At 41.7% G+C, this 12,029-nt stretch carries 9 protein-coding genes and 1 rRNA gene; 3 read left to right on the top strand and 7 right to left on the bottom strand.

Annotation, left to right across the window (positions count from 1 at the left end; translation table 11 throughout):
* Positions 1 to 46: 46 nt before the first annotated feature.
* Complete coding sequence (locus tag ACHUGF_RS17440; RefSeq protein WP_394133198.1) at positions 47 to 1,309, bottom strand: metal-dependent hydrolase family protein; 1,263 nt, start codon at positions 1,307 to 1,309, stop codon at positions 47 to 49.
* Between the two features lie 381 nt (positions 1,310 to 1,690).
* Here ACHUGF_RS17440 and ACHUGF_RS17435 point away from each other — a divergent pair, with 381 nt between their 5' ends.
* The gene (locus ACHUGF_RS17435) at positions 1,691 to 3,757 is read left to right on the top strand and encodes a S9 family peptidase (RefSeq protein WP_394133151.1); all 2,067 of its coding nucleotides are present in this window, start codon (positions 1,691 to 1,693) and stop codon (positions 3,755 to 3,757) included.
* An 84-nt stretch (positions 3,758 to 3,841) separates the two neighbouring features.
* Here the strand turns inward: ACHUGF_RS17435 and ACHUGF_RS17430 are convergent, their stop codons facing one another.
* The 4 genes from ACHUGF_RS17430 to ACHUGF_RS17415 all read right to left on the bottom strand — a co-directional run bounded on the left by ACHUGF_RS17430 (position 3,842) and on the right by ACHUGF_RS17415 (position 7,911).
* Positions 3,842 to 4,687 (bottom strand): M23 family metallopeptidase, encoded by an 846-nt coding sequence (locus ACHUGF_RS17430; RefSeq protein WP_394133196.1) that lies wholly within the window; start codon positions 4,685 to 4,687, stop codon positions 3,842 to 3,844.
* Positions 4,688 to 4,705: 18 nt separating this feature from the next.
* A complete protein-coding gene (locus ACHUGF_RS17425; protein WP_394133150.1) occupies positions 4,706 to 5,587 on the bottom strand; it encodes a 6-carboxytetrahydropterin synthase in 882 nt (293 codons plus the stop codon).
* A 149-nt stretch (positions 5,588 to 5,736) separates the two neighbouring features.
* Positions 5,737 to 6,432, bottom strand: a complete 696-nt coding sequence (locus tag ACHUGF_RS17420; RefSeq protein WP_394133148.1) for a response regulator — start codon at positions 6,430 to 6,432, stop codon at positions 5,737 to 5,739.
* Positions 6,433 to 6,435: 3 nt separating this feature from the next.
* Positions 6,436 to 7,911 (bottom strand): ATP-binding protein, encoded by a 1,476-nt coding sequence (locus tag ACHUGF_RS17415; RefSeq protein WP_394133146.1) that lies wholly within the window; start codon positions 7,909 to 7,911, stop codon positions 6,436 to 6,438.
* A gap of 200 nt (positions 7,912 to 8,111) precedes the next feature.
* Between ACHUGF_RS17415 and ACHUGF_RS17410 the strand changes: the two genes are divergently transcribed.
* Together ACHUGF_RS17410 and ACHUGF_RS17405 are read left to right on the top strand one after the other, a co-directional pair.
* Positions 8,112 to 8,381, top strand: a complete 270-nt coding sequence (locus ACHUGF_RS17410; protein WP_394133144.1) for a hypothetical protein — start codon at positions 8,112 to 8,114, stop codon at positions 8,379 to 8,381.
* A gap of 31 nt (positions 8,382 to 8,412) precedes the next feature.
* On the top strand, positions 8,413 to 8,736 hold the full coding sequence (locus ACHUGF_RS17405; RefSeq protein ID WP_394133142.1) for a hypothetical protein: 324 nt from the start codon (positions 8,413 to 8,415) through the stop codon (positions 8,734 to 8,736).
* A gap of 97 nt (positions 8,737 to 8,833) precedes the next feature.
* On the opposite strand, the gene ACHUGF_RS17400 is transcribed toward ACHUGF_RS17405, so the two are convergent.
* Positions 8,834 to 11,266 (bottom strand): putative bifunctional diguanylate cyclase/phosphodiesterase, encoded by a 2,433-nt coding sequence (locus ACHUGF_RS17400; protein ID WP_394133140.1) that lies wholly within the window; start codon positions 11,264 to 11,266, stop codon positions 8,834 to 8,836.
* A gap of 686 nt (positions 11,267 to 11,952) precedes the next feature.
* Positions 11,953 to 12,029, bottom strand: a 5S ribosomal RNA gene (gene rrf / locus ACHUGF_RS17970); the annotation flags it as partial.

Below are 12,029 nucleotides of genomic sequence, written 5' to 3'. Positions count from 1 at the left end.
AGCAGTCTCCAAAATAAGTTAAGAATAAACTAAAGCTAAAATAAGCTTATTGTTTATAAACCGTCCCAGATTTCATCACAAAACTCACATCCAATAATGCACTGATATCCTCTAGTGGACTCACTTTGAGCGCAATAATATCTGCATATTTCCCAGGTTCTAACGTCCCTAATTTGTCACTCATACCGATGAGATCAGCGCCATTCACTGTCGCTGTTTTCAAAATCTCAGCTGCCGGCATACCCGCTTGGTTCATCAGAACGGCCTCATGGGCATTTAAGCCATGGGTGGATACACCTGAGTCTGTACCGAAGGCAATCTTCACCCCTGCTTTATAGGATTTAGAGAAGTTCTCTAGCATATCCGCCCCGACGCGAATGGCTTTTGCTTTAATCGCAGGAGACATAAAGTCTGAAGTTTCAGCCATTTCAACCACAGTTGCACCAGCAAGCAAAGTCGGGACTAAGTAAGCGCCGGTTTGCTTAAATAGCTTAATGGTTTCTTTATCGGCATAGCTGCCGTGCTCAACACTATCAACGCCAGCACGTAATGCTGCGTTAATACCCGCGGTTGCATGAGCATGACTGGCTACTTTACGCCCAAGACCATGCGCTGTTTCTACAATCTCTTTCAGCTCTAAATCTGTCATCTGTTGTCCAGTACCTGTATCGGTATCTGAAAGTACACCACCTGTTGAGGCTACCTTAATCATGTCTGCGCCGTACTTAATCGCATGACGTGTCGCTTTTCGGCACTCATAAGGCCCATCACATAAGGTATCAGGTGACTTCATTGCTAATAAATCAGGTGCCATACCATCGGCATCTAAATGCCCGCCGGTAATAGAAATACCTGCAGCAGCAATAATGCGTGGGCCTTCAATCCAACCTTTTTCAACACCGTCTCTTAAGGCATACATTTGCTCGGGTTTACTCAATAGATCACGCACTGTAGTAAAACCGGCATGCAATGTCGCTTTGGCGTAGCTAACACTTTGCATAGCGTAATCAGCATCAGATAACTTAACTGTTTCTTCTGTATTATGTGGGCCAAACTCCATCTGCAAATGCACATGCATATCCATCAAACCAGGCATAACAAAACTGTCTGACAAATCAATTAACTTGGCATCTGCACCATATTTATCCGTTTTCACATAACCTTTTTCAATTGCCACAATTTCATCATTTTCAATAACAACAGTGCGCTGCTTTAAAGGTGATTTTCCCGGAATAGTGAGCAACTCACCCGCATGGATCACCTTAGTTTCAGCGATGGCGCTGCCGCTCACCAAAGGGCTCATTACCATAATACCAATAGACAATGCCACCGAAGTGAGTGATAAGCCTTTATTGTTGAACGATTTCTTTTTCTGCATCTTGTTCTGCATTTTGTCCGCCATAACCTGAAAATTGAAGATATAACTGCTTTAACACATCAAAATGAAGTTAACATTTTCATGCTGAGTGTTGACTGTGGCTGTCATTGTGACTCTAGTCGTAGTTGTGATTCTAGTCGTAGTTGTGATTCTAGTTTTAGCTGCGATTCACAAAGCACCAGCCTGGTTAGTAATATACTGATAGCAAATTAAATGTAAATACAAATTCACATCAGTTTATTAAGTAAGCTTGCTTTGTTAGCTTAAACACGTTAGCAAATATGCCTTCACTCATATGCATGGAATTCCATAATGAAAACATTATGCTTAGCTGTACTTCTTTCTGGCCTTACAGCCGCAACAGTTGCAGTATCACCACCGTTAAACGCCGCCGAAAAGCAACACCCCGCCTTACCTGAAACCTTGCAATTGCAAGATGTGTTTACTCTTGAGTATGCATCTCACCCTGTGATTAGCAATGATGCTGAGCAGGTGTATTTTGTGCGCAACTATATGGATATAAATAGCGACAGAAAGTTGGCCAACATCTGGTCTGTGGATCAAGATGGAGACTTGCGCCCTATTACTACTGGGTTAAAAAATGACTATGCCCCAGCGTTATCGCCAAATAATCAACGTTTGGCGTATATTTCAGATGAAACAGGTTCGGCGCAAATTCATATAAAATGGCTTGATAGCGGCCATAGTGCAAGAATCTCTCATCTATCAAGTCGACCAAGCCCTGTCGTGTGGTCACCTGATGGTAAACAGTTAGCGTTCACCATGTTCGTTCCGACTGCCACTAAACCCGTTGTGACCTTACCAGGAAAACCTGCCAATGCAGATTGGGCCAAGCCCGCGGTATTTGTCGATAGTGTTTATTATCGATTTGATGGTGTCGGTAATCTTAAAAATGGTAATCAGCAAATTTTTGTCATGTCAGCTGATGGTGGCAGCCCTAAACAAGTCACTTTCGCCAACACGGATCACAACAGCAATATTAGTTGGAGTGCTGACAGTAATACGATTGTTTACGCCATCAATGAGCTAGATGAAAGCGAGCAAGAGTGGACTAACAGTAATATTTTTAGTTTGAATTTAATCAATGGAAAAGTGCAGCAGCTAACTCAGCAATTAGGTACAGATACAAGCCCGATAGTATCGCCAAATGGCCAGTACATTGCGTACCTAAGTTCAAAGCAAAACTACAAAAACTATGAAAACACAGAGCTGTTTATCATGAATAGTGATGGCAGTAATAAGCGTTCTTTGACTGAAAACCTTGATAGAACAGTCAATAGCATCACTTGGGCAAATAACAGTAAAGGGGTTTACTTTAGTTATCATGACCATGGTGAAACCTATGTAAACTACCAACCTATTTCAGGTAAGCGCAAACAAGTCGCCAAGCAATTAGGTGGCTTAGCATTTGGACGACCATACAGTGGCGCGCAATTTGATGTATCCCATAATGGCACTGTTGCATTCACCTATTCAGATCCACAACGTCCTGCAGATATTGCCATTAGCCGTAAAGGTAAAACCAAAAAACTTACCCAACTAAACCAAGATGCATTAGCGCACAAACAACTGGCCGACATTAAACCGTTAACGGTTAAGTCATCTTATGATCAACAGCCAATCCAAGCGTGGGTGGCACTTCCACCTAATTACCAAACGGAAAAAGCCAAAGGTAAAAGCTTCCCGCTGATTTTAGAAATCCATGGCGGCCCCGTCACCAATTACGGGCCACATTTTTCTGCTGAAGTACAACTTATGGCAGCGCAAGGCTATGTCGTCGTCTATGCTAACCCTCGTGGTAGCGACAGCTATGGCAAAGCATTCGCACAAAGTATTCATAATAATTATCCTAGCCAAGACTATGATGATCTGATGAGTGTGGTTGATGGCGTGATAGCCACTGAGGCCATCGACACTAGCAAGCTTTATGTCACGGGTGGCTCAGGTGGTGGTGTACTTACCGCGTGGATTATTGGCCACACTGATAGATTTAAAGCTGCTGTGGTTGCCAAGCCGGTGATTAACTGGATTAGCTTCACCTTAACGACTGATATCCATAGCTTTGTTATCAAAAACTGGTTTGAAAAAATGCCATGGGAAGACCCTGCACATTATATGAAGCTTTCTCCAATCAGCTATGTGGGTAAAGTGAACACACCGACGATGTTGTTGACTGGAGAAGCAGATTTAAGAACACCTATCGGCGAAACTGAGCAATATTACCAAGCGTTAAAGCTAAGAAACATCGACACGGCTATGGTCAGAATTCCCGATGCACCTCATGGTATTTACAAACGACCAAGTAACTTGATGTCAAAAGTCGCTCATATCTTGTGGTGGTTTGAGCAATATCCATAAGTTTATAAATTGAGATACAAAAATTAGCAAATAAAAAAGGCGCGAATCACTCTGCGCCTTTGTTTTTTCTATCGTTTCTCGTGATTACTGACTAGCCGCTTTTTCTGCCGCAAGCACCTGCGACATTGGCGGCACAAGCGTTACGGGATCTAAGCGCATTTGAAACCAATTCAAGCGCCAATCAAGGTGTGGCCCTGTTGCACGCCCTGTTGCACCAATCTCAGCCAGAGGTTGGCCTTGCTTAACTTGCTCACCGTCTTGCACATACAATTTACTTAAGTGTAAGAATGTCGAGCTTACACCATAGCCGTGATCAATAATCATGGTTCCGCCGGAGTAAAACATATCTGGTACAGACAAGGTAATCACACCATCGGCAGGAGAGACAACAACGGTACCTGTCGGCCTAGCAACATCAACACCAAAATGAGGATTACCAGGCTTACCGTTATACACTCGCTGTGAACCATAAACACCAGATATACGGCCAGTGACAGGCCAAATAAAGTCCTGCATGAAAGCGTCTGACTCAATAAACTGCCCTCTAGCTTCTCGCGCTTGTTTGGCATCTTTAGCCGCTCGCTGCTGAGCTTCAGGGTTAGGCTTCATGATTTTTTTGGGAATGCCTTCAACGCGATCAATTTTATAGTCTCGGCTAGCAATCTTAAGGCGTTTAATTTCAGTTAGCCCGTCAGGGTAAGTGAGTGTTAGCGCTTGTTCAGCTTTGGCTTCACGCTCAAATCCTATCGCAAACTGACCTTGCGGCGTAACACGCACATCGTCACCATTCAGCGTCACCTTGGTGCCAGGAGCCACCGTTCCTCTCACGAGGGAGCCTTGCTCAAACTTGCCCTGAAAACTGACCTGAGCAAATGATTGATTAGCGGCCAACAACAGTAATACTGCAACGAAAGCCATAAGCTTATTCATCATGATGTATTCCTTTAATTAACTGACAGCTTGTTTGCTGCTGATAGCACCCTTACCTATCCCTTCAAACGCAATCACCTTGAAATCACTAGTTGGCGTCATTTCAAGCAAACTTGTCGCCATAAACTCGGCGAGTAATTCTACTGTCGTATCATGTGGAATTATGTCGCAGCAATCTTTTGGCATTGCAAGCTGAAAATCCCCTTGGGGTGCTTGATAATGAAAACCATAATGGGAGCTATCTGTTGCAGTAGCTTGCGCCGACAATGACAGTGAATCTACGGCAACAACGTCTTCAGTGGAGGCTAAATAGATATCATGCCAACGTTTTGCCCAATATTCGTCCCACTTAGGGGCGGCCACGCCATTTTCAAACACGGTAACAGGGCTGCGATGGCCATGCGCTATGCGTTGGCAATTACCATCATGCTTACGCAAACCGTGGCTGTAATGATAATACGGCGTATCAAGCACTTCATTTCGCAGGGTCAAACTCACGCCTTGAACATTATCAGGTAGGGCTTCTTTTAATGCTTTTTGAAGAAAGGTATTAACACTCTCAAAGTCAATGACTTCTGTAGGGATTAATGCAAATGCTTGAGAAGGGCAAGCGAGATGAATTGAACCTTTGTCACTTTCAAAATCCATCCACACTCTTTCACCTTGCTGTTGCCAGCGTACATGATTACATGCTGTTGGAATGAGTAAGCGATGATCGGCCACATCATCAATGGTATTTTTGATGGTTTTTTTAACTTTGGAGAAATCTAACAGCATGTTCTGCTCGTCTAGTCCGCCATCTAGCAGAACATCGACGATCCAACTTTCTCCTACCATCCCTCTGAGTGGGCAAAGGTAAGAAAAATCAATTACGGTTAGGTCTTTTACAAACAGTTGCATACATGCTCCTAGGCAGAAAAACAGTCCACCTTAGTGTGTGTTCCCAAATAGCAAACGGCTAAAGGGAATCTGAAATCATGGCTATTCTAAACAAAAGCAGCTCAAGGAGCGAGTTTTCAAGTGGCTAAAATGAAATTCAGTTATGACGATTACTCCATCTTATAGCCAACGCCATAGATAGCGTGGATTAGCTCCCCGTTAATTTCATCAACCGCTAACTTAGCGCGTATGTTTTTAATATGACTATCAATTGTGCGAGCGCTAACAATCCGATCGTCTGAGTAGCATAGTTGCATTAAGTTATCCCTTGAATGCACTACACCAGGTCGTTTCAGTAGGCTGTGCAGTAACCTGAACTCGACAGGGGTTAAATCGATTTCTACATTAGCGGAGTAACATTTAAATCGATTGATATTCAGTTGAACATGTTTGTAAGTCATCACACTTTCTTTGTTCTGAGGTTCAGTTTCTATTCTACGAATAATGGTTTTCACTCTCGCGACGACTTCTCTAGCTGAAAAAGGCTTACAAACATAATCATCAGCCCCAAATTCTAATCCAATTAACCGATCAATCTCTTCTACTCTCGCCGTCAACATTAAAATTGGAATGGTAGAAAACTGCCTCACTTCTTTGCAGATAGTTAAGCCATCTTTATGTGGCAACATCAAATCAAGAATTGCAAAATCAACTTCACCAGATTTAATGACATCAACAGCGTCCGCACCGTCATGTAAAACTCGCGTTTTAAAGCCATCGAGCGACAAAAAGTCGACTAAAATTTGCGCTATCTTTTGCTCATCCTCGACGATTAATACAGTAATATTGGAATACGTGGAACTCATTTATTAGTGCTCTTTCGATAAAGGTAAAGTCATCTTGATACACAAACCACCTAAGGTTGAAGGCATTGCCAAGATACTGCCACCGTGTGCTTCGATGATCTGTTTGCAAATAGTAAGACCTAAACCAGCACCATTGGTTCTCCTGACTCTAGCACTATCTTGGCGGTAAAGAGGGGCGAATAATAATTCACAATCCTCAGTAGCGACACTTGGTGCACTATCATTGAATACGATCAATAATTGGTTACCTCTAGTCGTCAACTCAATCATGAGTTGACCGGGACTATCTGTATAAGCTAGCGCATTTAAAATCACATTATTGACCAATTGGTGTAAGCGCATTTTATCACCGCTCACTCTGCTCGGTGTGTGAGACTGATATCTCACTTCCATTGATTGAGTTGCAATTTGAGAACTTAATGCAACAAGCACCTCATTGATGCACTGTTCCATGTCTACTGGCTCAAAGTGATACTTTAAACCACCCACATCAGAAAGTGACAATTGATATAAGTCATCGACTAAATGCTTAATTCTAAGCACCTCAGCTTCTATTGAAGCCAGTTGCTGATGTTCAAAGGGGCGGATACCTGCGTTGATGGCATCAATTTCGCCACATAAAATAGTCAATGGAGTACGTAACTCATGAGATATATCAGCAAACCAGCGATTTTTAGCGGTGCGATTTTTATCGAGTATCATGGCTAGATGGTCAATATCATTCATTAATTGACCTAATTCATCTTGCCTTTCGACGCTAAATCGTTCTGAGAAATTCCCTTTAGACAGATGCGAAATACCATTAGCAACCTTTTGTACTGGCTCTAACAAAAATCGAGATAAACGCCAAGCAATGACACTTGCTAATAACAACGACAAGAAGCCAATTCCCAAGCTTGTCATTAGCTGTTGTTGAGAAAATGCTTGAGCAGAAATACTATCTGTTTTCGCCATAGGGTCGCTATACAAATACGCTACAGCTTGCTGGTTAAATAGAACAGGGACGCTAATACTCTCTTCTAAATCTAGTATCTTGTTACCAGCCAGCCTCATTCCATCAATATTATATATTGCTGTAGGGGGGCCAAATCTACGTGGAGGTAACCCGAGATCCCCCCTCAAGTGTGGTGGTGGACCTCGCCGGATATTAGGTGCTGTTTCAGCAATATCCTCAAGACTGCTATCTGAAGGTGAAGCTGCCTGACGTGGCCCTCGCCTAGGCAGTTGTCGTCCCCCTGGCGCAAACGTACGTAAAATCTCACGATATTGAGTAGATGAGACGTTGCTCCAATCTTCGGACGACTGCCCATACAGTTCACTAAATGATTCAGATAAGTCAGCGAGCCTCTCATACTCTAACGACTCAATGTAATTAACAAACCCAAGATCAAAGCTCCAACGTGCAAGGGATAGCGTTGCCACTAATACAACACTCGTTAATCCTACAAAGGCTAAAAATAGCTTTTGAGTTACATTCATTTGTGCTGTCCTTTGATGTGATTTCGCCCTTAGAAAGCTATGTATTAACCAAGGTATAAGGCTGCCTTGCTGATTTCATGAGTATTTCAATAGTTTTCAGCGCATTCAACAATAATTATGAAAATCCTTAATTTCTGCACAGTTTCTACTTATTTGATTGCTACATTGAATGTCAAATTGACGTTAAATAGGACAGCAAAATGCATAACAAACTAAGTCGACTAACAGTGTTTGGCCTCATATTACTCTGCCCAACGTTAACAGTGGCACAAGAGCAACAAAGACAAATGAGGAAACCGCCACAAGAGGCATTTGATATTTGTGTTGATAAATCCGAATCTGATCAAGTCACTATAACAACACCTAAGGGCGAAGAAGTTACTGCCACTTGCCAACTTATGGGGGACGATCTAGTCGCGGTTCCCGAGGGGCATTCAAGACCTAGTCGTTCAAAAAATAATAGAGGTTAGTATGCAAATCAACTCAAGCTCAATAAATGTTATGAATACAAACACTCAAATCGCATCAGAATCAGCTCAAAGACCACAAGGCGGCCCACCGCCACCACCTCCTCCAGGGGCAACGCCGCCAGGCTTAGAGGATGCGGTTTCGGCATTGACAGATGAAGAACAACAGCAAATTTCGCAAATGCTGAGTAATATGACTAAAGAGCAGCATGAAGAGTTAAAAATGGCATTGGATGAATTGAAGCCACAAACACAATCATTATCAAATAAAGATATTGGCAATGTATTTCTGGAAACGCTAACGCAGATTACCCAAGCAACCAGTGACAGTAACGACGGTATAGATACCTATGCTTAATACACGCTAAAAACGATTCTATTGAGTATATTAGCCAATACTAGATACAAAGCGACAATGAAAAACTGTCGCTTTTTTACTATTTGATATCAATGGGTTAAATTAAATAGTCGCCAATTAAACTGGCCTTTACAGGTTTACTATACAAATATCCTTGAGCGCAATCACAGCCTAAACCACGCAGAAAATCAGCTTGTGCTTCAGTTTCAACCCCTTCAGCAATCACCTGTAAATTCAATGCATGTCCAAGTGCCACGACAGCTTTTGCAATCGCTGCATTATGAATATCTTGGGGAGTATCTTTTATGAAAGACTGATCGATTTTGAGTATATCTATGGGTAACTTTTTTAAATAACTCATTGAAGAATAGCCAGTACCAAAGTCATCTACACTCAGATTGATGCCCAATTGCCCCAAAGATTTTAAATCACGAATAATGGAATCTGGATCATTCATCATACAAGATTCGGTAATTTCAATCTCAAAATACTCAGCTGGCAATTGAGCCTGCAGCAATATTTCACTTACTTTATCAACAAAACCAGCTTGCTGAATTTGCAGACTTGCCACATTAACCGATATTCGACCAAAGTGTTTTCCTTGTTGCAGCCATTGCGCAGCTTGTCGACAAGCCTGTTGCATCACCCAATCGCCAATATCAGATATTAGGCCAATTCTCTCTGCAATAGGAATGAATTTTGCCGGTGAAATACAACCGAGCTTAGGGTGTTTCCAACGCAAAAGTGCTTCAATACCAACCGTTGTTCCTGTCATTAAGCACACTTTAGGTTGATATACCAAAAAGAACTCTTGATTATTGAGGGCATGATGCAATGCGTTTTGAAGTGTTAGCTGCTCAATTGACTCAAGAGTCATTGCGTCAGTGAAGAAAGCATAACAGTTACGACCATTCGCTTTAGCACGGTATGTCGCTGAAGCTGCATGGCTCATTAATGTATTGTGATTATCAGAATCACCAGGAAACAAGGCTATACCCATGCTTGCGGTCAATTTGATTGACTGCTCTTCACCAAGATCAAATGGTTGCTTAAAAACCTTCCGTAAGGATGTGATATTGCTTAGTACATTTTCAGCATTAGGTAACAGAATATTGAACTCATCACCACCAACACGACCTAGCGTACTGTGTTCCGGAATGACAGAGGCTAAGCGCTTTGAGAGTTCTGTGATGACTTCATCACCGACAAGGTGGCCAAGACTATCATTGACTTGCTTAAAGAAATCTACGTCTACACTAATAACAGCTAAGCTCGTTTCATTGCGTCGGGCAACATTTACCTCTTGTTCTAACGTGGATGTAAACTTCACACGATTGGGTAATTGGGTCAGCGCATCGAAATAGGCTAGATTAGTAAGCAGCTCCTCATTTTTCTTTTGATTTGAAATATCTGAAAACACGGCAAAATAATATTGGACACAGCCTGAATCACCATAAATTGCAGTAATTGTTGATGTTTGAGGATAAATTGAACCATCTTTGCGACGGTTCCAAAACTCACCTTGCCATTTACCTTCTTCAATGAGCGTCTGCCACATTTGCTGATAAAATAAGGCATCTTGTAAGCCTGATTTCAGTATTCTAGGGTTTTTACCTATTATTTGTTTCTTTGAATAGCCTGTAATCTGAGTAAATGCGTTATTAACATCAGTAATAATGCCTTCACAATCTGTAATAACCACCGCCTGTGATGCATTTTCTAGAACACTTGCAGCTAAAAAAAGCTGATCTTGAACTTCCTTATATTGCTCAATATTTCGTGTCATTCCAATGATGCCGACCGTTTTACCTTCTGGATCTTTTAATGGCGCCTTAAGTGTCTCAGTCCATTGCTTTGTATGAGAGTATTGCTCTGAGACAATTGAGCTGTTTCCACTTAGCAGAGTTTGACGATCACTATTGATAAACTTTTCAGCTTCATCAGGCTGGAATATCTGGTCATCTGTTTTCCCCACAATACAATTATCAATATGGGCAAATGTTTGCAAAGCACTTTGATTACAAGCGATATAGACGCCTTTTAGGTCTTTAATCCATATTTGCTCATGAAATGAATCAATAAAAGTCTGCAGTTGAATTGAATCAACACTATTACTCCCAATCAAATTAAATTTAGGTAAATCACCATGACTATTAAATGCAGATAAATAATGTTGAGCCTGATTTGATAATGCCGTTAATTGTTGGATGATGGCATGCTGACAAGCATTACCTTGAGTAGCTTCTATTGCATAAGTGATACAGCCTATCAGCTCATTTGTGCTAGAACGTAGATCGATATGATGTAAGAATCTGGATGATGATTTAGATTGCTGTTTATAATTTCCCTGCAAAATCTGACACGCATATTCATCATGCTGTGACTTTTCTGCGACAGAAGACAAAGAGTTGCCTAATAATTCAGCTTGCTGGCTACGTTTATTGAACTTATAAATTGCAACGGATAAGAGTGAGGACTCAATTGATTCTGCAATCAAATTTTGCCAATACCCATCGTAAAACATGTTCATAAACAAATACCTAAGAAATTCACTAAAATAACAAAGTGTCAAACAATCAAAAAATGTCATACATTATAAAGGGTGAACCTTTAAATAAGCTTTATTTTGATCAAGGTGCCTGCAGGTAGATGCGAATATTATGAGTTGATTAAGTAAACTGAGACAGGCTTCGCTTATTCAGCGATTTTGAGCGCTTTATCACTTATTGATAGCAAAAGCTTGAGTGACTAACGATTATCAGACTTCTAAGCAAATACAAACGATAACAGAAACTGCAGTACAAGAATGAACTCACCTATTATGTTGCAGTGTTCAAAAGAATAAAATCTTGGACAAAATGACACTAAAATTATATTTGCAGCATAAACGAAAAATCCCTAACACGAAGTACTAGGGATTTATCCCATCTCACTCGAGATAAATTAGGCGCCTGGAAATGACCTATTCGTATTCCCGAAGGGAACACATGGGGTTAATTAAGTCCGCTATGGAAGCGAAACTTTCAGGGCTTTATTAACGCGAAGAGAGGTACTCGCGAAGCTGGGAGCCAGGCTTAGCCTCGGGCGACCGCCATGGATGGCGGAAGTGTCGAGATAGAATGGATAATTATCGACGGACATCGGGATTAGTCATCGCGAAGCGTATATACGAAAAAAGCCCGTTGCGTTAGCAACGGGCTTTCTCATAAATTAGGTGCCTGGAAATGACCTACTCTCACATGGGGAAACCCCACACTACCATCGGCGATACTGCGTTTCACTACTGAGTTCGG

The sequence above is a fragment of the Shewanella maritima genome, assembly GCF_043643735.1.
Lineage (GTDB): Bacteria > Pseudomonadota > Gammaproteobacteria > Enterobacterales > Shewanellaceae > Shewanella > Shewanella maritima_A.
This window is presented reverse-complemented; position numbering and strand designations above follow the sequence as displayed.